Genomic DNA, 25,634 nt, shown 5'->3' with positions numbered 1-25,634 from the left:
TGCAGCCTGGCTGCAGGGACGTGGTGACATCAGTGCGCTGAGCACAGCTTAAAACTCAGTTTTGACCCGAATGCCAATGTTACGTGGATCACCAACATGGCCATACACAGCACCAGAATTACCGGCCTGGATACTTAAAAAGCTCAGATAATCTTCGTTAAAGGCATTGCGGGCGTAAAGCGAAACATCTGTGCCCTGTTCGGTACGAAAGCCAACACGCAGATTGACCAAGGTTGACCCTTCCACCAGCAGATATTTCGACACCGACGCATCCGAGTTCCAGTCAGAGCGATAACTCAGATCCGCCGCGCTGTACCACTCCCCCGTGATATTCAATGAGGGGCCACTTATCGAGCCGCCCCAGCTATATTCGGTCCCCACTGAACCGGCATTTTTCGAAACGCCAGGTAAGGCCCGGCCGGACAAGTCAAAGGCTGAAGTCCCGGACGCCAGCTCTTCCAGTGGCGGTGGGCCATTACGGAATGAATCATATTTTCCATCGGTATAGGCGTAAGTGGCATAGATTGACCAGTTGTCCGCCAGTTGGGCTCTGCTGTCAAATTCAAAACCACGCACACTGACTTTTTCGATATTGGCCAGGTAGCCACGCAGGGCTCCAGGTCCTGCATCTACCACGTTGGCCTGATAGTCGGTGACTTGGGTATGGTAAATCGCGAAGTTTGCCGTCAACCGTCGCTCCAGCCACTGGGTTTTTAAACCTGCTTCAATCGTGGTCGACTTTTCAGGTTGCACTGTGGCGCTGACCAGCGAAGGGTTACCGGCGGCATCCGTTGGGATACCAGCGGCATTAATGCCACCCGATTTATAACCACGCGCCCAATTGAGGTAAATTAATTGGTCCTCAACTAAGTCATAAGCAATATTCAGCTGTCCGGTCGGGCTGGAATCAGAAAAATCTGCGGCATATTGCTGATTACGGGCAATACCTCGCTTGGCTGTGATCAGCGCGGTATCCGTTGTTGCCAAACCACCCGCTGCGACCTGAGTAAAGTCACCGGATTTTTCCTCTTTGGTATAACGCACGCCTGGCGTGATCCGTAACGCGTCCGTGACCCGCCAGGTCGCCTGGGCATAAGCCGCAAAAGAATCAGTACTGGTATAGACGTCAGTGTTGGAGGTATAACCGTCGATGAGGTTGGAAGGCACATTGGCACCAATCAACCAACGGGCGCCGTCTTTGCCCCATTGTTCAGTACCGTGGGTTTCAACATCCTGACCAAAGGCGTATAAACCTGCCACCCAGTCAACATCGCTACTGCCGTTGGAAGCGAGGCGGAACTCCTGGCTCCATTGATCTTGCGCTGAAGGGTTGTTCGATTTAGTTCTTACGGCCAGCGCGGTGTAATCCCGGTCATTCTGTGGCGTCCAGTCCCAGGCGCGCAGCGCGCTGATTGACGTGAAACTGACCTCTCCCAAATCCCAATCAACTTTGGCGCTGGTACCTTTTAAAATCTGCCGGGCCTGGATCGGTGAATTGACGTCCACTAAACGATCGTAGGGGTTCTCACTGGCCGGTTGGTAGTTAAAAGCTGCCGCTAAGGCCGGGAATTGCGAGGCTGCAGAACGTTTGGTAGCACCGTAGCGAACAAACACCTGAGTGTTGGCATTTGGATCCTGATAGGCATAATCGGCTGACAATTTGATTTTCACCACAGGGGAAGCTTCAATCAATAACTGCCCACGCAGTGCCTGACTATTGGTATCGTTTTGTTTGGCACCAGTGGTAACGTTTTTGACTGTGCCATCCCGGCGGGTGCTGGATGCCGCCAAGCGACCGGCAACTTTATCTGCCACTAAGGCACCTGAAATAATGGCTTTGCCCTGGGTATAACCATCTTCACCCAAAGTGATTTCGGCTTTACCTTCCGGGGTAAAAGTCGGCGCAGCGGTCGACAGGTTTAAGGCATCGGCCGTGGTGTTTTTACCAAATAAGGTACCTTGTGGACCCCGCAGTACTTCAACCCGCTCGATATCTAACAGATCGACCATCGCAGAGCCTGGACGAGCGTAATAGACGTCATCGACATAAAAACCAACACCGGATTCCAGGCCGTCATTGGTCAGGCCAATCACGCTACCCAGACCACGAATGGTGACCGCAGTATTACGTGGATTGGATGAAATCAACTGGATAGAAGGTTGCAGCCGGGTCAATTGTTCAGTGGAATAAGTGCCGGTTTTATCCAGATCCTGTGCCGTCAATACCGAGATGGCAATAGGAACATCCTGCACATTTTCTTCTCTTTTACGCGCCGTGACTTTGATCACTTCCAGTACAGGGGCTTCGACTGCCGTTGTTGGTGCTGCAGCCTGTGTTGGCGGCAGTGTGCCCAATAGCACCAGACTGACAGCGGCTGCGGTGGGCGTTAAGCGGCGAAAACCGCGGGTCGGATGGATAAGCGCTTTGCGCTGGGTACCGTAATACCCTTGAGGTTCGGTGTGCACTGACATGAGATACTCCGTTTTGTGATTGAGTCGTAACACAGCCACTTCCGGTGGTCCGGTCAGTGCAGTTGTTTTTTGTTGTGGACGTCTAAACATCCTTTAACTGGATACTAAGCAGCCTTTGGATAATTAAAAAGCACGAAATAAAGATTACATATTCCAATTTGGAATATGAAGCAGTGTATTGGGTACATGGCAAAGTTGCAGTGACGTCAGAAGGATACTGTAGTGCTAAACATTGCTGATATTTAAGTTTAAAAAATTGAAATATATTGATATTTACAATTTATGGCCGCTTTTTTAGTATCATGCATGATTTGTTTTTAATTCCATTTTGGAATATAAATGAAATTTAATGGTATTTATGGTTATTATTGAGCTCTGCTTTAATGCTCATACCACAACAAACGGATAGTGATAGCAGCATGAAAGCATTGGAATCGAATAAAACCAGCCACCAGCAGCAACTGGTGGCTGAACTGCAGCAAAAAGTCGAATTACTGCTTGGCCGGGTTGAATTTGGCAAGGTTGAACTGGTCTTTCATCAGGGCAGACTGGTCCAGGTGGAAAAAAGTGAAAAAGTACGCATTGAGTAAGCGGTATCAGCACTGTGACGCACCCGGCGCTCGGCACCCGATGCGCGGCACCCAGCGCTCGGCGCCCGTTGCGCGGCAACCGTTGCGCGGTACCCGGACCGGGCAACATGAGCAGCAATGAATCAAGGGCATGTGATGAGTTTTCCCATTTATGAATTAACAGTCCCGGTATTTATCAGAGGATTTACCAATCTGATCCATTTGCTGCAACAGGCTGGTCATCAGGCCAGACAGCGCGGTTACCCGGTCGAATTGTTGCTACAAAGCCGGTTTTATCCGGATATGTATGAGCTGTCACGACAAGTGCGCCAAAGTAGCGAGATAGCCTTAACCGCGGTGGCCATACTACTGAACCAGCCCAAAGCGGTGAATGAGTTGGATAAAAACAACCTGCAAGGCCATATCGAGTTATTGCAGCAAAGCCGCATTCTGCTGAGTGTTCATCAGCCTGAGCAGTTTGTGGCGGCTGCGATCCAGCCGATCACCGTGTTTGATGAGCTTGGGCAGCGGCAATATCCGGACGGCAGTCAGTATTTATTGGTTGAGGTCCTGCCCAATTTTTATTTCCATCTGACCACCTCGTATAACCTGTTGCGACATAACGGCGTGGCGATTGGGAAAAAAGATTTTCTGGGGGAAAATTACCGTCTGATCCAACATGATTTTCAGATTTAAGCCCTGGTTTTAGTGCAACAATCACAAGGAGTGCAGGCATGAGTCATTTTGGTGGCCGTTATGATAGTCCTTCAGCTATTGCGCCCAGGCTGCAAACTTTGGATAAACCCAGGGTGATTTGGTATCAGTCAGGTCAGGGCCCGGGAGCAATGCAACTGGCGGGTCAATTGGGATGGCTGGAACAGGAGTTTAGTCCCGATGCGATTAGCTGTTGCGCTATTGCTGCGACCGGCGCCATGTCCGGTTATGCCACTTTTGGTCAAGGTGATTTGACTGCAACGCTGCAGCAACAAGCCAGCGATGTGCAACAGGGTCAGCCCGGTCGTTTGTTACTTGGCTTATTGCCAACGACCAGACGCTGGCACTTGTTGTTATCTGCAGCCCAAAGCTTGCAAACGGCAGTCGATATCAGACAATGCCGTTTTGCTGTCTTCACCGGGCCAGGCACTGAGTTCCAGGGTTTTGCAACAGAACAGTTGATATCGCTGTTGCCTGCTGGCCAGGTCAGCCAGAGTGTTGCTCTGTCAGGCATCGAATTAACCAATGGTCAACTTTATGCGCGGCTATGCAATAATGAGTTTGATGCCGTTTTGTTAGATCAGCAGCAATTAGCCTTATTGAAAACGTCAGCGCAGGGAGCTGAACTCACACTCGCCGAGTATGATATCAGCCGGTACCAGTCCCAGTTGCAGTTGAGTGAGCCATTGACTGTTGATAGCCTGTTATGGCGTCATTATCCGCAGTTGGTGCTGAGATTTGTCAGTCGGATATTGGATACAGAGGACTGGGCAGTCCGGCATCTCGAAGCTTCGGCCGATTATCTGGCGCTGACCCCGGCCGGCCGGGCCGAACTGCAACTCAGCCAGAGCTTAAGCTTTAACTTTTATCAATTGAGCGCACTTGAAAGTTATAAAAATTATCTGTATCGGCAGAGAAAATTAGCGGTAAATTTTTTGTTATCTGACTGGATTGAAGCATTGCCACTGCAAATTTTACGCTCAGAAAACGGCCGGCAACAAGTTCAATCCAATCGGCTGCGCGATCCAAAGCGACTGCAGGCGGTTGCGTCACTGTGGTAACCAGAGCTCTGGATCTGTGTTGCTCTAACCGCGCAGCTGCTTGTTTCAACTAAGCAGTGCTGTCGTTGCCAACGGTTATTTTCAGCACAAATAATCGCTGGTCACTTTTCCAACAAAGCCTTTTTTTTCAGACATATTGATCTTCCTGTTGAATCACAATACTCTGTGTAAGCGCTTTCATATATGCGTACCTAACTGAACGCCTGAAAGTACACAGCATGATGTACGGACAGCGCCGGCCAGGCCGGCCTGTGGGATACAATAATCAACAGGACAATTTAGATGAAAATAACAACACCTTTGGCCGGGGCCTGTCAGGCAGGCTTGCTGTCTGCGCTGTTAGCAGGTTGTGGCGGCAGTGAGACTAAAACTGATATTGCTGCCGTTGATCTGACCAAGCCTGCGACCGGCTGGGCTTTAGTCTGGAGCGACGAATTTAATACTGCCAGTATTGATGAGAAAAAATGGAATTATGAAGTCAATTGCAGTGGCGGTGGCAATAACGAAAAACAATGTTACACCGCTGACAAAGACAATGCCTTTATCAGTGACGGTATGCTGAATATTGTGGCAAAACCTGCAGCTGCTGGTGCAGAAAAACCTTATACCTCAGCCCGTTTGACCACCAAAAAGAAAGCCGATTTTAAATACGGCCGTTTTGAAATGCGCGCTAAGCTGCCAGCCGGGCAAGGCAGCTGGCCGGCGTTCTGGATGATGCCAACAGACTCAGTGTACGGTGACTGGCCACGCTCTGGCGAAATCGACATCATGGAAGCGGTCAATCTGAAAACGACCGGTGCCGACGGTAAAACTGAAGCCAACGTGCATGGCACTTTGCATTATGGCAAAGCTGCACCCAATAACGTCAATTCCGGTAAAGCCTATACATTGCCTGGCGGTAAAAATCCGGCTGATGATTTCCACACTTATGCGCTGGAATGGCAAGAAGGCGAGATCCGTTGGTATGTCGACGGCTATTTATATGCCACGCAGCGCCAGTCCGATGTGCGTTACAACAGTAAGCAAGAGGCGGTGGGTCTGAAACACCGTGGCTGGTTTACTGAATATTATGATCAAATCGGTGGCAAGCTGAACACTTATTGGACCAGCGCACCTTATGATCAGAAATTTTTCCTGATTTTAAATAACGCTGTCGGTGGCAACTGGCCGGAAAATGTCAATAACAAAGGTGTTGATGCGACGGCTTTTGCCAAGGGTCAGGCTTTTGTGATTGATTATGTCCGGGTCTATGAATGCGCAGCCAATCCGACCACAGGTAAAGGTTGTGAAACCATCCGTGCTGGTTATGACAAAACCACAGACGCCCTGGTCGAAGGCAAAGCGCCAATTCCGGTGCCCCCTTCAGATGGGGTGGCTCGTAACCTGAGTATTTTTGACAAGTCCATCAATCCAAGCTGGCCTGCCTGGGACTGCTGTGGTGGTTCAACTCCTACTGTTGTCACTGATGCCGACCGTGGTGGCGTGATGGAATTTAAGGTAGGCGCCGCTGCCACTGTGAATGGTTTTACCAACAGATCTGAATTTATTAAAGATCCAGCTGGGGTGGCAGCACCATTTGACGCTTCGCCACTGGCGCTGACCGGTAGTTTAAGTTTTGCCATGCAGATGGTATCGGCACCGAATAATGCTGCCGCGGCCTGGAAAGTCAAAGTTGAAAGTAATAATGCCACCACTGCAGTAGAGATTGATATTACCACCAGCACTGAAGGCAAAGCGCCAGTGGTTGGCCAGTGGCAAACTTATACCTTCCCGCTGAAAAAGTTGGCAGATGCCGGTCTGGATTTATCTGCCATTGACGTGGTGATGATTTTCCCGGCCTGGGGTACTGGTGAAGGTGCAGTCTATCGGGTTGATGATGTCAAGATTGCCGCGCCGGTTCAATCGCTGCTGCTGTTTAAAGATCAGAAAAACGCGGATTGGCCAATGTGGGATTGTTGTGGTGGTTCAGTACCGACCGAACAAATGGACGATGCCGATCATGGCATGACGGCTGAATTTAGCATCGGTGCAGCACCCACAGTGATGGGTTTTATCAGTAAAACCGCCAACGGTGGTGCTGGCAAAGCTTTTGATGCCACCGCGTTATTAGCAGGTGGCGTGGTCCGTTTTGAGATGAAAGTCACCAGTGCACCTTCTGCACCTGATGCAGTGTGGAAATTTAAAGTTGAATCCAATAATGCCAAAGAATTTGTTGAACTTGATTTAACCGCCAGTGTGGAAGGGAAAGCACCGGTGGTGGGGCAGTGGCAGACTTACAGCTTCAAGATTGCTGATCTGGCCGCCAAAGGTCTGGATCTAAGTGCGATTGATGTGGTGATGGTGTTCCCAGCCTGGGGCAAGGGCGAAGGCGCGGTGTATCGGCTGGATAATGTCAGCATTTCCATGCCTTAACGCTTGGTCACAGACAGGACACTGATGCAACCTTCAAAGCAGCACCCGCTGGGTCGACAAGCTGCTTGATCAAACTGAGCAATATTAAAACAGGTGTAATTATGCGCACAACAATTTTGACCCCAAGCCGGGTCGCGACCGCCTTATCACTGGCGCTGGCCAGTAGTTTAGCTCTGCCGGTGCTGGCCCAACAAACCGCCGCCGACACCACAGCCAAAGCTGATGACAAAGTTGAAGTGATTGAGGTGAAAGGGATCCGCGGTAGTTTGATCCGCTCAATGGATGTTAAACGTGCTGCCAGCGGTGTGGTTGATGCCATTTCTGCTGAAGAAATGGGTAAATTCCCGGATACTAATTTGGCCGAATCGTTACAACGGATCACCGGGGTCTCGGTCAGCCGCTCGAATGGTGAAGGCAGCCAAATCACAGTCCGTGGTTTTGGCCCGGATTTTAACCTGGTGACGTTAAATGGCCGCCAGATGCCGGGGACAGGTTATACCCGCTCTTATAGCCTGGAGAATTTATCCTCCGAGGGGGTCAGCGCGCTGGAAGTGTATAAAACCGCCCGGGCGGAAAATCCGAGTGGTGGTTTAGGCGCCACGGTGAATATTATTACCACCAAGCCGCTGAATAATCCGGGTCTGCAGGCTTCTTTCTCGGCGAAAGGCATTTACGATAGCTCGAACGAAAAAGGCGATGACGTCACGCCGGAAATGGCGCTGGTGCTCAGTGATACCATGCTGGATGATAAGTTTGGCGTGGCACTGTCGTTATCGCATCAGGAACGTGATTTCCAGAAACAACAAGCCAATATCCAGGGCTGGCAAGCCAATGTCGGCCTGCCTGAGAATCTCGCGGCCAGCAAAATTAAAGACGGCCGCCCGGTTGGTGCTGATGGCAAACCAAGCGGCAATTATTTTTTCCCGAAAGATATGAACTACAGCATCGAAGATATCGAACGCGAGCGCAGCAATGGTCAGTTAACGCTGCAATTTGCGCCGACCGATAACTTTACTGCCACTGTCGATTATACTGCCAGCCGCGCTATGACCGGCAGCGAAAGTATTGGCTGGGGGATCTGGAACGAATTTGGTAGCAATATCAATGCCTATGAATTAGATGCCAATGGCACAGCTTTGTACGCCGATATCGGTGGTAATGATGGTTCTTTTACCGCCAACAAAGGCAGTACTGAAGTCAAAGCCGATTCTGTCGGTCTGAATCTGGACTGGCAGCTGCATGAAGATTTTAATCTGAGCCTGGATTATCACGATTCCAGTAATAAAGTCGACAACGGTGCTGACAAAGGACTGCGCAGTCAGGGCCAGGTGATCCTGGGTTCTGATCAACTGGTCAGCAAAATTTATGATTTCCGTCAGGGCGAGATTCCGCATGCGCTGGTGCTTTGGAAAAATGGCACTGAGCAACTAACGCCAGGTGAAATTGACTCGAACTTCAGCCAGTTTACTCATTCACCGGGTGAAGCGAAGATTAAACAGGCGCAGTTGGACAGCAGCTGGACTAATAACATCTTCAAGATCCCGCTGACCCGGATTGACCTGGGCATTGCCCGTACTGAACAGACTATGGGGGGCCATCAGGGCTGGAGCGGATTGCGTGGCGGTCCGGGTTTTAATCCGGCGTATCCACAAATTTTCCCCGATGCGATGTTTGTCAAACACAGTACCGCCAATTTCCTTGACCGTTTTAACGGCGGCGGTAGTGCGCTGAAACCAGATTATTATTACAGCTATAACTTTGATGAAGCTGTAGCGCGGCAACTGGCGTTTTTAACCGCCGATCTGATGGGGGCCGATGTCTATTCGATTGACCCCTATATCGATGGTATTGACAGTCAGAGCAGTGTAGAAGAAATCACAGATAGTATTTATCTGCAGTCACAGTGGGAAAGTGAAATCGGTCAAATCCCGGTATTCCTGAATGTCGGTGTGCGCTATGAAAAAACCGATGTCACCAGTCTGGTGAAGCAACGGGTTGAAACCCAGGTGAACTGGGAGAGTCCATCAGAGTGGATCACCAAATACCAGCAGGGTAATAATGCCAGCTTTCTGGAACAACAAGGCGAACATGATGTGGTGTTGCCGATGTTTGATTTCAAAGCTGAATTAACTGACGATTTAATTGGGCGTTTTTCCTGGGGTAAAAGCATTTCCCGTGCACCACTGGGTTTACTAGCCGGCGGCAGAAGTTTAAGCGGCAGCCCAAAACCAGGGGCCCGCAGCGGTGGTCAGGGCAATACCAATCTGTTGCCGTTCGAGTCGACCAACCTGGATTTAAGCCTGGAATATTATTACGCCGAAGGCAGTTATGCTGCACTGGGCTGGTTTAAAAAGGATGTTGATAATTTTATTCAGACCACTATTACTGAAACCACAGTGCCTGGCATTCGCGATATCCTCAATGGCCCACGCTATTTAAAGGCCGTGGCTGATGTGCAGGCCCGCGGTGAGCAAGCCACCAGCAGTGCTGTGTTTGCTCAGATGCTGGCCAATGGTAACGGTAATGCCGAAGGTAAAATTGAACCTGCAACTGATGATCCACTGATGGTATGGAATATCAGTCAGCCAGCCAATACTGATAGCAAATCGGTCGACGGCTTTGAAATGGCTATCCAGCATCTGCTGTGGGATACCGGTTTTGGTGTCGGTGCCAATGGCACTATTGTCGATGGCGACGTCGAGTTTGATGTCAACAGTCTGAAGCAACAAGCGCCGCTGACGGGTTTAAGTGACTCTGCCAACCTGCAGCTGTTTTATGAAAACTATGGCTGGTCAGTGAAGGTCACTTATACCTGGCGTGACAAGTACTTATTGGGCGTCGGTCAATCACAGGGTTCATCGGATGCACCACCACAGTTTGCCAAAACTTACGGTCAGTGGGATTTAAGCGTCAATTATGACGTGACACCTGAACTGACAGTGTTCTTCGAAGGCGTGAACCTGAACGATGCCACCGAACGCGGCTACGGTCGTTTCGAAGAGCAGTTCCTGTTCGCCAGACAGTACGCACCACGTTTGACACTGGGCATGCGTTACACGCTGGATTAATGGCTGTGCTTGCACAGCGTTAAAGTCAAAGCCGCTGCTGTCAGCGGCTTTTTTACAACGCTAACAATCAGCGTTAATTAACCTGCTCTGATGCTCTCCTCCCACCTCTGCATCGATGTGCCATGATTGCCGATATATCAGTGCCTACAGTCTATTGCGTCGACGGCTGCTGCGGGCAATAAATTTATTTATGTATTTACTTGTGAAACATACCGCGGTGAATTAAACCTAAGTGCATGGATAACAATAGCCGTTATGGCATGCGTTGCTGATTTATGGCGGCGCTGCTGAATTGGTTCAAAGTGACCACGCTGACATTCTACTCCAATCAGCCAGCAGGATGGCGTCACACCTTTCACGGTGCCCTGCTGAATTAATTTGTTGCCAGACGCTGTTACATAAAGGTTTGGGCGCTGCGGCTATTCTTGCACTGGCAGCTATCGCCAGTCTTTATACGATGAAATAGCCGATGATTTTGTTTGCAATGACGCAAAGATGACGGTTGAGGACGCTTATGACAAAACATATTCTCATTGTTGATGACTCTGCATCGATCCGGCAAATGGTTGAAGTGACCTTAAAGACAGCCAGGTATAAGGTCACCGCCGCGAAGGATGGTCAGGAAGCTTTCGAGTTGTGCCAGCAAGGGCAATACGATTTTGTGCTGACCGATCAAAATATGCCAAGGATGGATGGCCTGACGCTGGTTAAATCGCTGCGCGAACTGGCAGATTACCGCAACACCCCGATTGTCGTTTTAACCACAGAAAACAGTGACGATATGAAAGCCAGAGGACGGGCTGCAGGTGCCACGGGCTGGATGGTGAAGCCATTTGATCCGGCCAAATTACTGCAAATGACTGGCAAAGTGCTCGCCTGAGATCCTTAATCTGTCAATGGAAGGCTAGATGATGTCAATAGATATGAGCCAGTTTCATGGCGTTTTTATTGAAGAAAGCCAGGAACATTTGGATGATATCGAACGCTTGTTAATGGCCCTGCAGATTGAACATCCTGACGTTGAAGAACTGAACAGCATTTTCCGCGCTGCCCATTCAATCAAAGGGGGGAGTGGCATCTTTGGCTTTGAAGCATTAATTTCTGTCACCCATGTGATGGAAAACTTGTTTGACAAAGCCCGTCAGGGCCAGTTTCTGTTTACCAGTCATGTGATTGATGAGTTACTGCAAGCCGTCGATGCGCTGCGCACTTTATTAAGTGGTTACAGTGAAGGGGCTGAGCCGGATTGGTCGAGGGTGGAGCAAACCACCCTGCGGGTTGAAGCTTTGTTGCAGCCGGTTCCAGTGGAAGATGAAGGTTTTGGTTTTTTTACTGCACAGGATACCGTCGCAGTTGAAGATGACAGTTATGGCTTTTTTAAAACGCCGCTGGTCAATACTGACAGCGAGGCTTTTGGTTTTTTTGAACCTGAACCGTCTGCGGCTGAAACATCAACAGTTGCCCCAGCATCAACATCAGAACCAGCAGCCACTGAGCCTAAACCCGTGGCTGCTGTTGCGGCATTAGCGGCCAAAACGCCGGCTGTTGCCAAACCAGAATCGGTTGAAACCAACAGTATTCGGGTGGATATTGTCAAAGTGGATAATCTGGTGAATCTGGCCGGTGAATTGGTGATCACCCAATCGATGCTCAACCTGTTAGGGGCAGAAGTTGAAGGTGCGGTGGCGGAGCGGTTACAAACCGCTTTGACGGAATTGGCCCGCAACACCCGGGAATTGCAGGAAAGTATTATGTCTATCCGGATGTTGCCTTTGTCCTTTGTCTTCAACCGTTTTCCACGGGTGGTGCGGGATTTATCGCACAAGTTGCATAAGCAGGTGGCGTTGGTGATTGAAGGGGGCCAGACCGAGATCGACAAAGGGTTAATTGAACGTTTGGTTGACCCTTTAACCCATCTGGTCCGCAACAGTCTGGATCATGGCATTGAAATACCGGCAACACGATTAGAGCGTGGCAAAGCTCAAACCGGCACGCTGACCCTGAAAGCAGAGCAAAAAGGCGGCAATATTCTGATCAGCGTGCTGGATGATGGCGGTGGACTGGATAGAGCGAAAATTTTAGCCAAAGCTGAACAGCAAGGCATTGAACTGCCAGCCAATCCGACCGATCAACAAGTCTGGCAACTGATTATGGCACCTGGTTTTTCCACCGCAGCTGAAATTACCGATGTTTCTGGCCGTGGTGTTGGTATGGACGTGGTTAAACGCAATCTGGAGTCGATGGGCGGACGGTTAGAAATTGAGTCTGTGGCCGGCTTCGGCTCTTCCTTTCACATTCGCCTGCCACTGACACTGGCCATCTTAGATGGCATGTCGGTGGCTGTGGCCGAGCAGCTATTTATTGTTCCGCTGGTCAATATTATTGAGTCGGTGAAGCCAGCCCCGGAGCAACTGAAATATATCTCTAATCAGTCCATGCTGCAGCTGCGTGATGCTTACTGGCCCATAGTGCAACTGCATGCAGTGATGCACATTGCGGATGCAAAACTACCACCCGAGGATGCCATTCTGGTGTTGATTGAAACCAGTAAAACCCGGTTTGCGCTGCAGGTGGATGATTTAATCGGCCAACAACAAGTGGTGATCAAAAGTCTGGAACAACATTATCGTCGGGTGCCAGGGGTCGCCGGCGCCACCATTATGGGCAATGGCAGTGTGGCACTCATTCTGGATGTGGAGTCGTTGTCCAGCCAGGTCCAGCCAACGTCAGGACTAAAGGATGCAGGATGAACAATCAAGCAAAAGCGCAACTCGCGACTGACAGCAAACGCCTTGAATTTTTAACCTTTGCCTTAGGCGATGAGCATTATGGGCTGGATATCATGCAGGTGAAGGAAATTCGGGGTTACGAGCCAGTCACCAAAATAGCCAATGCACCGGCTTTTATCAAAGGTGTGCTGAATTTACGTGGTGATATTGTGCCTATTGTTGATCTGCGGCTGAAGTTTGCGGTGGGAGATGCCACTTATAACGAATTTACTATCGTGATTATGCTGCATATCGGCGAGCGTATCGTTGGCATCGTGGTCGATGCGGTGTCGGATGTGATCAATATCAGTATTGATGAGGTCAAACCGCCACCCCAGTTTGGTGTTGCCTTTGATAGTCAGTATTTGCATGGTTTAGCGCCAGTGAATGAACAGATGATCATTCTGCTCAATATTGAAAAACTCATCTCTAGTGCCGAACTTGGTTTATTTGACGCGACTGCGTCTTCGCAGGAGCTGGTGTCATGACGATAAAATCCTGGTTTGGTTTCAAGGGCGATGCTGCGGCAAAATTGCAGGCCATGGCATTGGCGCATAGTCATGCTGCCGTCATGATCATCGATCCGGCTCGTACTATTGTTTATGTCAACACAGCGCTCCATCAGCTGTTTGAGCTGGTCATGGCCGATTTGCGTAAAGAGCTGCCACAATTCTCAGTGGCGGCGCTGGTCGGAAGCTCTGTCGATATGTTCCACAAAAATGCCACCCAGTTGCAAAATGTCTATGCCAGATTGTCCGGCATGCATACCGAAGATATCGTCATCGGGAGCAGAACTTTTCAACTGCAGTTAAATCCGTTAACTGACGAGCAGCAACGCCGGCAGGGTACGTCAATTACCTGGCAGGATATCACCGACATTAAAAAGCAAAGCATTCTGACTGCTCAACTGCTCACAGCGCTGGAAGCCACCTCGTCCAATGTGATGGTGGCGGACGAGCAGCGTACTATTGTTTATATGAATAAAGCCGTGGAAAAAATGCTGCGGGTGGCGGAAGCTGATTTACGCACGGCGTTACCTAATTTTTCAGTCAGCACCATTGTTGGCAGCAGTATGGATATCTTCCATAAAAATCCCGCCCATCAACGTCGTTTACTCGCCGAGTTAAAAGACACTTACACCGGTAACATTGAAGTGGCAGGGCGCAGTTTTCGGTTAATTGCCAATCCTATTATTACGCCCAAAGGTGAACGTATTGGCTCTGTCGTTGAATGGCAGGACAGAACCAAAGAAGTCGCTGCCGAGCAGGAACTAAGCCGGCTGCTGGGGGCTTTGAATACCACCTCGGCCAATGTGATGATTGCCGATAATCAGCATAAAATTATTTATATTAATCAAACAATTCATAGAACTTTCCAACGTTTGGATTCTGATTTAAGGCAAGTGTTACCGCAGTTTGTTGTCGATAAACTGATAGGTCAGCAGCTAGAACTATTTTTCAGCAAGCAGTCGCAGTTGCTCAGTAGATTAGAAAGCATGCAGGAGACCTTCATCAGCAATATTGAGCTGGGCAAATTACATTTTAGATTGGTCGCTAACCCCATTTATTCGCCGCAAGGTCAGCGTCTCGGCGTTGTGCTGGAATGGTTGGATCGGACCGGCGAAGTGACGGTTGAAAATGAAATAAACCTGGTGATTAAGACTGCGGCGACCGGCGATTTCTCCTCACGTTTGCAGCTCCAGCATAAAACCGACTTTTTCTTCAGCTTAGCGCAGGGCCTGAACCAGTTACTGAGCAGCACTGAAGATGGTTTGAATGATATCAATACCGTACTCGCAGCGCTGGCTCATGGCGATTTAACGCAAAGAGTGACGGCAGATTACCAGGGCAGCTTTGGGGCACTTAAAGATGGCTGTAATCAGACCACAGCAAATTTGCTACAAATGCTGGCTGAAATTCGTGCTGCTGTCACTTCGATCAATACAGCGTCGAGTGAGATCACCCAAGGTAATATTGATTTATCCAGCCGGACTGAGCAGCAGGCTTCGAGTCTGGAAGAGACTGCGGCCAGTATGGAAGAACTGACCGGCACAGTGCGTCAAAATGCTGATAATGCCCGTCAGGCCAATACCCTGGCCGCCAAAGCTGCTGATGTTGCCGTGGAAGGCGGCTCTTTAATTGAGCAAGTGGTGCACACCATGGCCGCTATTAATGAATCGGCGCAAAAGATTGCTGACATCATTGGCGTGATTGACGGTATTGCCTTTCAAACCAATATTTTGGCGCTGAATGCCGCCGTTGAAGCAGCCAGAGCGGGAGAACAAGGCCGGGGTTTTGCGGTGGTTGCTGCTGAGGTCCGTACTTTAGCGCAACGATCAGCCAATGCAGCAAAAGATATCAAAGCGCTGATTTCAGACTCGGTCAATAAAATTAAAAATGGCAATGAGTTGGTGGGTAAATCCGGCAACACCATGAAAGACATCGTGATCTCCATTAAACGTGTCAATGACATCATGGCTGAAATTGCGGCAGCTTCTGCCGAGCAATCGGCAGGTTTGGATGAAGTGAGTAAAGCTGTCACTCAGATGGATGAAATGACCCAGCAAAATGCTGCGCTGGTCGAACAAGCAGCGGCCGCCGCAGAAAGTCTGTTATCGCAATCTGATCAGCTTGCTGCCAATGTGGGTCGTTTTACGCTGGATGATGGCCCGGTGAAAGCTGCCGTTAAAGCTGTCATGCAACCCAAGCAGCCTGGTAGCCAAGCTGCGAAAGTGGCAACAAAAACAGCTGCCAAACCTGCTTCGAAGCCCGTAACCAAAACGGCCAGCAAACCACTGAAACCGGCCGCGCCGGATGAAGATGAGTGGGAAAGCTTTTGAGCGAGGAGCGGCAGATGGCAGAGCGCGAGTTTAGTTTTAATCGCGCCGATTTTGAGGCGGTGCGGCGTATGCTGCATCAACTGACAGGGATACGGCTGGCAGACAGTAAAGACTCGATGGTTTACAGCAGATTAGCGCGCAGGATCCGTACCCTGCAACTGAACAGTTTTCAAATGTATCTGGACTATTTGCAACGACACAGTGTTGAAACCGAACAATTTATTAATGCTCTGACGACCAATTTGACATCGTTTTTTCGGGAACCGCATCATTTTGACATCCTTGCCCGATTTTTAATGGCGCATCCAGAGACCAAAACCATCTGGTGTGCCGCCAGCAGTACCGGGGAAGAGCCTTATTCGATAGCCATGGTCGTGGCGGAAACCTATGGCCGTTTTGATGTGCCGGTGCACATCATTGCGACTGATATCGATAGTCAGGTACTGCAAACTGCGAAGAAGGGCGTGTATGACGTTGGTCGTATTGCCGGCATCTCTGCGCAGCGCTGCCAGCAATTTTTTTATCGCGGTAAAGGGAAAAATACCGGCATGGTCAAAGTGGTCCCAGAATTACAGCAGCTTGTGCAATTTCGTCAGTTAAATCTACTGGAACCTGACTGGGAGATCCGCGGGCCTATTGATGTTATTTTTTGCCGTAATGTGATGATTTATTTCGATAAATCAACTCAGCTTGCTATTTTGCAACGGCTGGTCAGCCTGCTGCAGCCGCACGGACTTTATGTCGCCGGACACTCCGAGAATTTTGCCAGTGCCAGCCACCTGGTCAAGCCCGCAGGGCAGACCATTTATCTGCCAAATTTGACGAAGCCCAGCTGATGATTGCCTTTGATACTGAGAATATGCATGTGGCTCCCAATCGGTATTTTGACCGGCATTTTGCACGTGATGCCATCAAAATTCTGCCGGGTGAGTATTTTGCCACCAAGTCCGATACTTTAATTGTCACTGTGTTAGGGTCTTGTGTTTCAGCCTGTATCCGCGACCGTATTTCCGGCATTGCCGGGATGAATCACTTTTTACTGCCCAATGATGGCAGTTGTCAGGACAATGTGTTGTCCGAGTCCGCCCGCTATGGCGCTTATGCCATGGAGATTCTGATTAACCATTTGCTCAAATTAGGTGCCAGACGAGAGCAACTGGAAGCAAAAGTGTTTGGTGGCGGTAATGTGTTAAAAGGTTTTTCGACCATCAACATCGGTGAGCGTAACGCAGAGTTTGTGCTGGACTACTTAAAATTGGAACGAATTCCGGTGGTTGCAAAGGACTTGCTCGATGTTTATCCGCGAAAAGTCTACTTTTTTCCCGACACCGGGCAGGTGCTGATCCGGAAAATTAAAAATATGCATAACAACACGATTTTGGATCGCGAAATCGCCTATCGGATGCAGCTGCGCAATAAACCTGTGGGTAGTCATGACAATGATGTGGAGTTATTTGATGATTAAAGTGCTTATTGTCGATGATTCAGCCCTGATCCGAAGTTTACTCAGCGAGATTGTTCGCCAGGAGGCCGATTTTGTCTTAGTCGGCGCTGCCAGCAATGCCTATGCCGCCCGGGATTTAGTCAATCAATTTAGTCCAGATGTGATCACGCTCGATGTAGAAATGCCAAAGGTCGACGGCCTGACCTTTTTAGAGAAATTGATGAAAGCCAGGCCAACACCTGTGGTGATGATATCCAGTCTGACTGAACAAGGTGCCGATGTTACCTTGCGGGCATTAGAGTTAGGCGCCGTTGATTTTCTGGCCAAACCTAAGCTGGATATTGCCCGGGGTATCGAGCAATACCGCCAGGACATTGTGAATAAAATCAAAGCTGCAGCTCAGGTTAACCTTGCTAAATTTGCCAAAGGGCCCAGCAAACCTACTGCGCATCTGCGGTTTAAGACCACAGAAAAAATCATTGCGATCGGCGCGTCCACCGGCGGTACTGAAGCCATCAGCGCGGTGCTCACTGAAATGCCGGTTGATAGTCCTGGCATCGTCATCACCCAACATATGCCGCCAGGTTTTACCACCAGTTTTGCCAAAAGGCTGGATACAAAATGCCGGATCCGGGTGCTGGAAGCGCAAGGCGGGGAGCGAATTGTGCCGGGCCATGCTTATTTATCACCAGGTGATCAACATCTAAAAGTGGTGCGCAGTGGCGCCGATTACCTGATTAAACTGGATGATGGTCCCCGCGTGTCGGGCCACAAACCTTCGGTGGATGTCATGTTCCAGTCGGTCGCTGAGTCTGTTGCCAGCAATGCAATTGCCGTCATTTTAACCGGCATGGGCAAAGATGGTGCTTTTGGCATCCGCTGTATCGCAGAGCAAGGAGGTTTTACCATAGCCCAGGATGAAGCCAGCTCGCTCATTTTTGGCATGCCGCAAGAGGCCATTAAAACGGGCTGCGTGAAGAAAATATGTTCATTAGATGAAATCAGTTACCGTTTAATCGAATTATTAAATTTAATGGGGCAAGCGTATCGAATTTGATTCTTTGAATACCATGTCCAAGCTGGCTCACAACAATTATTCGCGGATTTAATGCATGTTTTAATATGGATGGTTGCTTATGCAGTTATTTGATTTTTCTTCAGCAAGATTCGTCGAAAACTTCCCATATTGTGCTGACGGTGCTATTTGTCATAAATACTATCAATTGCTGCAGCAGCTGTTCCCTGAACATGCCATGTTTATCATCTTGTTAAATGATAGTGGCGACCTTTTTTTGGATATGAAATTTTCATCCTATGAGTTTGTAAAGCCGGATGCCTTAATTGAACAATTGATCAATGGTGCAGAAATTTTGTTGACTGACCAGCTAGTGAAAAAACCATTTCAGGGTATTTTCAGTGCGGCTTCTGAACAGATGATCAAATTCTTTATGTGTTGCCGGATTACATCAGTCAATGGCCGGTTTATGGGTTGCTTTGGTGTGATGAGTGCAAAACCAAAAACTGTGTTGCCAGATGAAAAAATATTTATGCAATGGTTGGCAGAAAGTATGTCAACCGATATCAGTGGCAATGAAAACGAGCTGTTGCGCCAGCAAAACAATGGTCAAATTCAGCTGCAGCAAGAAATATTACCTTATTTGGATGACATCTATCTTATTGTTGAGCGTGATGGCCACATTTTATCATTGGCACAACAACTACCAAAAGCACTAGAGCAACTGCTTAATGACCAGGGTCGTAGTTTGAGCTGTGTATTTAGTCAGGAAAACAGCCGTTCTTTAATCGACCTGGTGCAACATTGTGCCTTGTCCAATAAAAAGAAAACCGACATTTTAAATATTAAAAATCATCGGCGGCAATTTTTATTCTCGGTCAGTTGCAACTTGTTTAATCAGACAAGTTATATTTTAACCTTTCACGATGTGACAGAGCGGTACAGGCTGCGGGATATTCTTGACGAACGCAGGCATATTCTGGAAAGCATTATTAACGTTGGTAACGTCGGCGTGCTGTTACTCGACGAGCAGGGAGACATCAGTTATTGCAATAACAGGGTGTTACAGTGGTTTGATATTAAAAACGCCATGAAAAATGTCCGGATCCCTGCCGAATATTGGGCGAACAATAAATTTGGCGAGTCACCATTTAAAAAAATATTTAGCACTGGTCAAGATCTGAAAGATGTCAGATATGCCTGCTTTATCGGCTCTGGCGAACCGAAAACTTTTAGTGTCAATGGCGTGGTCAATCATTCTGCTAAAACAGGGAAAGCCACCGGCACATTTTTTTTGCAGGATGTCACTGAACGCGCGCTGCTGGAACAGGTCATGATGGAAATGGAGCAGCAGATGCAGTTTTTGCTCAATTCCAGCCCGGTGATTATTTACCAGATGATTTCAATGCCATTCCATCAATATACTTATATCAGCCCAAATTGCGAGGCTATTTTAGGCTCGAGCCAGCATGATATTTTGAATGAAGGTTTGTTCTGGCAACAACATATTCATCCGGATGATAAAGCATGCGCGATGATAGCCGGTGTGCCTGATACCGTCCAGGTGGTTGAATACCGATTCTGGCTGGAGCAACGTGGCGAGTATCGCTGGTTAAAAGATATCCGGCGGATGACGAATGAAGATGAAGCAAATTGCTGGATTGGCGCACTGCATGATGTGACTGAACTTAAAGCTGCTGAGCAGCATCGGCTGGCACTGCAAGAAGAAATAGCCGCCACCCTGGCCAGTTTAGCAGATGCCGTGATCACACTGGACCGCGACGGACTGATCCAGGACCTGAATCCGGCGACTTGCCGGATGTTTGGTTACCAGCGACAACAATTATTGCATCAGCCTATTTCAAGCCTGTTATCCGCTGAGATCCTGGATTATCTGCGCCAGGCCAGTTCCACACCGCAGCCGCAGGCTGAGCGGCAACTGAGCACCAGTTATGAAATAAAAGCTTTGCATGCCAATGGCGACGACTTCCCGGTGGCGTTATCGCTGGCTGTGATTGGTGAGCAGGAACAACTTCGTTTTGTCGGTTGTTGTCATGACCTTAGTCAGATCAAAAAACAGCAAGAGCAGTTACTTCATAGCGAAAAATTGGGCGCTGTTGGCAAGTTGACCAGTAGCATTGCACATGATTTTAATAACATTTTAGGCATTGTGCGTGGTTATGCAGAGATGTTGCAACATCAGGGGGAGCAGGTTGCCAGATTGTCCTTACCCATCATTGAAGCCAGTGACAGAGCCTCTTTGATGATTAGTCAATTGCTGGATTTTTCTTCATCTAAAGCACGCGATGTCACCGCCATTGAGTTGGGACAGCACATCAATGCGTTGCGGCCTTTGCTGGAAAAATCAGTGGCGTCTGGGGTCGTGTTAGTGCTGCAAGTCCCTGTTCAAGCTATCGGTGTCAAGGTTGAACTCAGTGCCTTTGATAATTTGCTGATTAATATGGCGGTGAACGCCAATCATGCCATGAATGGCCATGGCACCCTGACCATTTCACTTTGTCTGACTCAGGCCGCAGATTTACCTGGACAGTTGGGTTTAGCCGACCATCCGTATGTCCATATCGCCATTGCCGATGATGGTTGTGGCATGTCAGAACAAATCCGCAAAAGGATTTTTGAACCTTTTTTCACCACTAAAGGTGAACAGGGCACCGGACTGGGTTTAGCCCAGGCCTATGGCATGATCCAGCGCTGTGGCGGTGCCATCAGGGTAGATTCAGTCGAGGGGCAGGGCAGTTGTTTTCATATTTACCTGCCTACTGTCCCAGTACCCACAGCGGTATCTGCGCCGGCGCTTGTCAGCGCGCGTCAGCAAAGGGTGGCTAAAGCGCAGCAAACCCTGGACGCAAGTCCCCGCCAGCAGCAGACCAAAGCCGCAATTTTGTTGGTCGATGATGAGGAAGAGTTACTTGAGATGCATGCATTATTGCTGGAGTCGGCCGGTTATCAGGTGTGTAAAGCGCACAGTGGTATTGAAGCCTTAGCAGTGCTGCAAGCACAGCCGGTGCAGTTGCTGCTATCGGATATCATGATGCCTCAGATGAATGGCTTAGAGCTGGCCAGGCAAATTAAAGCTGATTTCCCGGCGGTAAAAATTCAGCTGATCAGTGGTTTTGCCGACAGTTCGATGATTTGCGATGAAGATTCAAAGGGATGGTATGAACAGCGTTTAGCAAAACCAGTGCCGATGACCACACTGTTACAACGAGTTTCGTCCCTGTTATCACTTGGCTGAAGTGAGGTATTGCCGATAGCCTTGTTTATCGGTGACCCAGTTGGCAGCTTTAGTTGACTAAAAATTTGCTGAGAATATTCAATCTTTTACCTCAGATAGTGACGTACTTCGACTATCTTTGAATGGCGAGGGGTTGGTCAGTGCCTTTGTACGTTCGCGGAGGATATTCGTGGGCACATTCGTGGGATCCGTAAACAAGGATAAAGCAATGGAAGATCAATTACTGGTGTTATATTTCGAAGACGAACTGGCCGTTGCGCAATTGGTGATGGAATTTTTGGGTCAGCAAGGTTTTCGGTTTTGTCATTTTTCTAAATATCCGCAGCAGGGACTTGACGCGATCCGGCAGCAATGTCAGTCAAAGGTCGCGATCGTCATCCTTGATATCAATATGCCCGGTAAATCGGGCTATGAAATCTGTGAGTTACTCAAAGATGGCTTCCTGACCGACAATGTGCCGGTGTTATTTACCTCAGGTTTGATGGATAACGAAGACATTATGAAAGCATTCGCCGCAGGGGCGGATGATTATTTGATCAAACCGGTCAGGCTGAATGAGCTTGCTATCAAAATCACTAAATTAATTGAACAAAAGCAGCAGCAATCTGATGCGGTTGAGCAATCGACCACAGCAATGAAAATCGCCTTTGATGCGATGAAAAACTCATCCGAATTAGGCGCTATTTTGCGTTTTCATGAAGAAGTCCATCAAGCAGATGATTTTTCGCTACTGGCCGATTTGTCCTTCGCGGCGCTACGAAATTTTGAGCTTGAATCAACCATTGTGTTTTTATTAAAGGATACACCGGCTTATTTTCGCGATGATCTACATAAATCACAGCTGGAATTTGAATCCATGCTGGCGGCCCGGGCAAAGGGCCGCTTGTTTTCCTGGAAAAAATACTCCTTTTTTAGCTATGACCTTTTCACCGTACTGATTAGAAATATGCCAATTGATGATGAAGAACGTTATGGCATTTTGAAAGATCAGGTTTGTTTGTTGCTCAATGGCATTGATGCCCGTTGTCGCAGTATTTTAATCGCCCAAAGTGAGCTGGAAAAACAGCAGCGAATTGCCTCAGTGAATAAAATTCTGGCCAATCTGGTGCTGGAAATTGAACAGGGCAATGTCAATTTGTCGGAAAAGTTCGAACGTATTATCGCCGATATGGAGACCAACATTATTGCTGAAATCACCCAGTTTAGTCTGCTGGAAAATGAAGAAGCACGCTTATTAACTGTGGTCAGGGATTCCATGGTAGCTGCGACAGCGCTGTTTGAAGATTCGATAGCAACAGAAAAACAGCGTAAGCAGGTGATTGATATGTTACTGGCAAAGCTGCGTTGAATGTTTTTTCCAGGTGCGGCTCGTGCTATGACGCTTTGATGACCTTGTGATGATGGCAGATACCACAGATCTGGGGTTTAAATCGCACAGAGCATAAATAATCAGGCAGCTATCCTGATATTTCAACCATCTTAAGCTACACCTATGGTCACGGCAGTACATATTTCAGGCAAAACCAACAAGGCTCAGTTGCAGCAGGATGAGGCAGGATGATATGCAGCTTACAATAAAATCAAGGTTGATTATTACCATCGTTTTTCTGGCCAGTATATTGATTGTGATTGGCGCGAAAGGGAATTACGCCCTGTCTGATGTCAATGATGCGCTCAAGACTGTGTATGAAGATCGGGTTGTGCCATTACAACAACTGAAGGTCATTTCAGACCATTATGCCGTCAGTGTCATTGATGCCGTGAATAAAGCCAATGCGGGTTTAACTTCTGGTCAGGAGGCGCTGGAACTGGTTGAAACAGCGGCGCACGAAATCGATGTGGAGTGGCAAAAATATATGTCGACCACGCTGACCGAGCAAGAGCAAACTCTGGCGCAACAAGCGCAAGCGCTGTTTAAACCAGCCAATCAGCATGTGGCGGAATTAGTCAGTTTCTTAAAGCAGCAGCCGGGTGATTTGAAAGGTCAGCTAAACGCTTTTGATGGGCCGCTCTATGCCACCATCGACCCAATAGGCACTAAAATCGGCGAGTTGATTAATCTGCAGTTAACAGTCGCTAAAACTGAATATGCCAGCGCCCAGCAAAGCTATATTTTGGTCAGAAACACATCCTTGGTGTTGATTGGTGTGGGTTTATTGTTGGCGGCCATTTCAGGTTTTCTGCTGATCCGTGCCATTTCAGTGCCATTAAACCGCGCTGTGCACATAGCCAAGAACATAGCGAGTGGCAATTTAGATAATATCATCACCATCGAGCGGCAGGATGAAGCCGGTCAATTGATGCTGGCCATGCAACAAATGCAAAACTCAATTCAGGACTTTGTGCAGGCTCAGCAGCAATTAACGCAGTTTCATTCCGCCGGACAATTAACAGCCCGGCTGGAAGCGGGACGTTATCCAGGGGTTTTTGGCGAAATGGCTAAGCAGGTCAATGAACTTATTGAAGAATATATCAATGTGATCAACCAGACCATTTTTATCATAGGCCACTATTCGCAGGGTAACTTTGATCATGATATGCCTGATTTACCCGGTGAGAAGCAACAAATCACGCATTCGGTGGCAGATGTGAAAACAGCGCTGCTGGCCATCAGTAATGATATTCAGCGTTTATCTGCTGCTGGTGCAGCCGGTGATTTCAGTGTCAGAACAGATCCGACCCAGCATCAATTTGTGTTCAGAACTATGCTGGAAAACCTGAATTTGTTAATCAGGACCTGTGATGATGGGTTTAGCCATATTCTGCGGGTCTCTGAAGCGCTGGCGCAGGGCGATTTAACTCAGACCATCGAGCAACATTTCCCCGGCACTTTTGGCCGCACTAAACATGGTGTCAATCAAACGGTGCTTACCTTACGCAATGTGATTGGTGAAGTTGATCAGATGGTGTCGGCTGCGGCTGAACAGGGGGATTTTTCAGTGCAAATTGCCACCGCAGATAAACAAGGTTTTTCCCTCAAATTAGCCGAAAGCCTGAATCAATTGTCGCGGGTCACCGATTCTGGCTTAAGGGATGTGATGCGGGTGGTGTCGGCGCTGGCAGATGGCGACCTGACGCATAGTATTCACAACCGTTATCCGGGGATTTTTGGTGAAACCAGTGCTGCGGTGAATACCACAGTGCATAACCTGCAAAATCTGGTTGGTGATATTCAGAGTGCCAGTCATACCATCTACCATGTCAGCACCGAAATTGCTCAGGGGAATGCCGATTTATCGCACCGCACTGAATCTCAGGCCGCCAGTCTGGAAGAAACGGCTGCCAGTACTGAGCAACTGACGACCACAGTGCATCAGAATACCGAAAATGCCAAAGCTGCCAGTCAGTTGGCGACGACTTCGGCGGATATCGTCAAAGAAGGCGGCAGTGTGGTACGCCAAGTGGTCGACACTATGGGCGATATTCAGCAGGCTGCGCGCAAAATTGTCGATATTATCAGTGTCATCGACGGTATCGCCTTCCAGACCAATATTCTGGCGCTGAATGCAGCAGTAGAGGCGGCACGGGCGGGTGAACAGGGCAGAGGCTTTGCGGTGGTCGCAACTGAAGTTCGTCAGTTGGCACAACGCTCGGCGGTGGCGGCCAAAGAGATCAAAGTGTTAATTAATAACTCGGTTGGTTTGGTCGAACACGGCAGTCAGCAAGTCAATCAGGCGGGACTGACCATGGCCGAAATTGAACGCAGCATTGAAAAAGTCCGGTTGTTAATTAGTGAAATTACCCAGGCCTCAATTGAGCAAAGTGCTGGTATTGCCCAGGTAAACCAGACGGTGACCCATATGGATCAGGTCACCCAGCAAAATGCGGCGCTGGTTGAAGAAGCGGCAGCTGCCACCGAGTCGCTGCGGGATCAAGCCGAAACCATGATGCATGCGGTCAGTGTGTTTAAAACCACAGCTCAGAGTACTAAACCAGTACAAACATTGTTGCAAAAGGCTAGTGGCCGTGGTTTACCTTCGCCATCGCAGTAGAAATTGCTGGGCTAAACGATGTTG

The 25,634-nt window shown here is 48.7% G+C and carries 15 protein-coding genes and 1 pseudogene; 15 read left to right on the top strand and 1 reads right to left on the bottom strand.

Annotation, left to right across the window (positions count from 1 at the left end; all coding sequences use genetic code 11):
• Nucleotides 1-48 precede the first annotated feature (48 nt).
• A complete protein-coding gene (locus AC53GJ_RS13060) occupies nt 49-2,472 on the bottom strand; it encodes a TonB-dependent receptor (RefSeq protein WP_496728184.1) in 2,424 nt (807 codons plus the stop codon).
• Between the two features lie 419 nt (nt 2,473-2,891).
• Between AC53GJ_RS13060 and AC53GJ_RS13055 the strand changes: the two genes are divergently transcribed.
• From AC53GJ_RS13055 to AC53GJ_RS12985, 15 genes and pseudogenes are all read left to right on the top strand, one after another.
• Complete coding sequence (locus AC53GJ_RS13055) at nt 2,892-3,062, top strand: DUF2292 domain-containing protein (protein WP_496728183.1); 171 nt, start codon at nt 2,892-2,894, stop codon at nt 3,060-3,062.
• 117 nt (nt 3,063-3,179) lie between these two features.
• Complete coding sequence (locus AC53GJ_RS13050) at nt 3,180-3,737, top strand: DUF1993 family protein (protein WP_496728181.1); 558 nt, start codon at nt 3,180-3,182, stop codon at nt 3,735-3,737.
• Between the two features lie 38 nt (nt 3,738-3,775).
• Entirely contained in the window at nt 3,776-4,816 is a 1,041-nt protein-coding gene (locus AC53GJ_RS13045) for a hypothetical protein (protein ID WP_496728179.1), read from the top strand.
• Nucleotides 4,817-5,098: 282 nt separating this feature from the next.
• Nucleotides 5,099-7,228 (top strand): family 16 glycosylhydrolase, encoded by a 2,130-nt coding sequence (locus tag AC53GJ_RS13040; protein ID WP_496728178.1) that lies wholly within the window; start codon nt 5,099-5,101, stop codon nt 7,226-7,228.
• A 101-nt stretch (nt 7,229-7,329) separates the two neighbouring features.
• Complete coding sequence (locus AC53GJ_RS13035; protein WP_496728176.1) at nt 7,330-10,296, top strand: TonB-dependent receptor; 2,967 nt, start codon at nt 7,330-7,332, stop codon at nt 10,294-10,296.
• 514 nt (nt 10,297-10,810) lie between these two features.
• Nucleotides 10,811-11,176, top strand: a complete 366-nt coding sequence (locus AC53GJ_RS13030; protein ID WP_496728174.1) for a response regulator — start codon at nt 10,811-10,813, stop codon at nt 11,174-11,176.
• A 28-nt stretch (nt 11,177-11,204) separates the two neighbouring features.
• Nucleotides 11,205-13,046: a chemotaxis protein CheA gene (locus AC53GJ_RS13025; protein ID WP_496728172.1), complete on the top strand. Its 1,842-nt coding sequence runs from the start codon at nt 11,205-11,207 to the stop codon at nt 13,044-13,046.
• Nucleotides 13,043-13,552: a chemotaxis protein CheW gene (locus AC53GJ_RS13020; RefSeq protein WP_496728170.1), complete on the top strand. Its 510-nt coding sequence runs from the start codon at nt 13,043-13,045 to the stop codon at nt 13,550-13,552. The genes AC53GJ_RS13025 and AC53GJ_RS13020 overlap by 4 nt, the downstream gene beginning before the upstream one ends.
• A complete protein-coding gene (locus tag AC53GJ_RS13015; RefSeq protein ID WP_496728169.1) occupies nt 13,549-15,903 on the top strand; it encodes a methyl-accepting chemotaxis protein in 2,355 nt (784 codons plus the stop codon). The genes AC53GJ_RS13020 and AC53GJ_RS13015 overlap by 4 nt, the downstream gene beginning before the upstream one ends.
• A 14-nt stretch (nt 15,904-15,917) precedes the next feature.
• Nucleotides 15,918-16,739 carry a CheR family methyltransferase gene (locus AC53GJ_RS13010; RefSeq protein WP_496728168.1) on the top strand — a complete coding sequence of 274 codons (822 nt, stop codon included), beginning with the start codon at nt 15,918-15,920 and terminating at the stop codon, nt 16,737-16,739.
• Nucleotides 16,739-17,368, top strand: coding sequence for a chemoreceptor glutamine deamidase CheD (cheD, locus tag AC53GJ_RS13005; RefSeq protein WP_496728167.1), 630 nt, complete (start codon nt 16,739-16,741; stop codon nt 17,366-17,368). Before AC53GJ_RS13010 ends, cheD begins: the two co-directional genes overlap by 1 nt.
• A complete protein-coding gene (locus AC53GJ_RS13000) occupies nt 17,361-18,404 on the top strand; it encodes a protein-glutamate methylesterase/protein-glutamine glutaminase (protein ID WP_496728166.1) in 1,044 nt (347 codons plus the stop codon). The genes cheD and AC53GJ_RS13000 overlap by 8 nt, the downstream gene beginning before the upstream one ends.
• A gap of 79 nt (nt 18,405-18,483) precedes the next feature.
• Nucleotides 18,484-21,618 carry a hybrid sensor histidine kinase/response regulator gene (locus tag AC53GJ_RS12995; RefSeq protein WP_496728164.1) on the top strand — a complete coding sequence of 1,045 codons (3,135 nt, stop codon included), beginning with the start codon at nt 18,484-18,486 and terminating at the stop codon, nt 21,616-21,618.
• 208 nt (nt 21,619-21,826) lie between these two features.
• On the top strand, nt 21,827-22,966 hold the full coding sequence (locus AC53GJ_RS12990; protein WP_496728163.1) for a response regulator: 1,140 nt from the start codon (nt 21,827-21,829) through the stop codon (nt 22,964-22,966).
• Between the two features lie 277 nt (nt 22,967-23,243).
• Nucleotides 23,244-25,610, top strand: a pseudogene (locus tag AC53GJ_RS12985) (methyl-accepting chemotaxis protein); the annotation flags it as partial.
• Nucleotides 25,611-25,634: the final 24 nt, after the last annotated feature.

Source organism: Rheinheimera sp. B2H12 (assembly GCF_059620065.1).
The sequence above is the reverse complement of the archived record's forward strand: the minus strand, read 5'-3'. Positions and strand labels throughout refer to the sequence as shown.

Excerpts from the sequence above, each read along its gene's own strand:
- AC53GJ_RS13060 (WP_496728184.1), bottom strand. The coding sequence starts at position 2,472 with ATGTCAGTGCACACCGAACCTCAAGGGTATTACGGTACCCAGCGCAAA.
- AC53GJ_RS13055 (WP_496728183.1), top strand. The coding sequence starts at position 2,892 with ATGAAAGCATTGGAATCGAATAAAACCAGCCACCAGCAGCAACTGGTG.
- AC53GJ_RS13050 (WP_496728181.1), top strand. The coding sequence starts at position 3,180 with ATGAATCAAGGGCATGTGATGAGTTTTCCCATTTATGAATTAACAGTC.
- AC53GJ_RS13045 (WP_496728179.1), top strand. The coding sequence starts at position 3,776 with ATGAGTCATTTTGGTGGCCGTTATGATAGTCCTTCAGCTATTGCGCCC.
- AC53GJ_RS13040 (WP_496728178.1), top strand. The coding sequence starts at position 5,099 with ATGAAAATAACAACACCTTTGGCCGGGGCCTGTCAGGCAGGCTTGCTG.
- AC53GJ_RS13035 (WP_496728176.1), top strand. The coding sequence starts at position 7,330 with ATGCGCACAACAATTTTGACCCCAAGCCGGGTCGCGACCGCCTTATCA.
- AC53GJ_RS13030 (WP_496728174.1), top strand. The coding sequence starts at position 10,811 with ATGACAAAACATATTCTCATTGTTGATGACTCTGCATCGATCCGGCAA.
- AC53GJ_RS13025 (WP_496728172.1), top strand. The coding sequence starts at position 11,205 with ATGATGTCAATAGATATGAGCCAGTTTCATGGCGTTTTTATTGAAGAA.
- AC53GJ_RS13020 (WP_496728170.1), top strand. The coding sequence starts at position 13,043 with ATGAACAATCAAGCAAAAGCGCAACTCGCGACTGACAGCAAACGCCTT.
- AC53GJ_RS13015 (WP_496728169.1), top strand. The coding sequence starts at position 13,549 with ATGACGATAAAATCCTGGTTTGGTTTCAAGGGCGATGCTGCGGCAAAA.
- AC53GJ_RS13010 (WP_496728168.1), top strand. The coding sequence starts at position 15,918 with ATGGCAGAGCGCGAGTTTAGTTTTAATCGCGCCGATTTTGAGGCGGTG.
- cheD (WP_496728167.1), top strand. The coding sequence starts at position 16,739 with ATGATTGCCTTTGATACTGAGAATATGCATGTGGCTCCCAATCGGTAT.
- AC53GJ_RS13000 (WP_496728166.1), top strand. The coding sequence starts at position 17,361 with ATGATTAAAGTGCTTATTGTCGATGATTCAGCCCTGATCCGAAGTTTA.
- AC53GJ_RS12995 (WP_496728164.1), top strand. The coding sequence starts at position 18,484 with ATGCAGTTATTTGATTTTTCTTCAGCAAGATTCGTCGAAAACTTCCCA.
- AC53GJ_RS12990 (WP_496728163.1), top strand. The coding sequence starts at position 21,827 with ATGGAAGATCAATTACTGGTGTTATATTTCGAAGACGAACTGGCCGTT.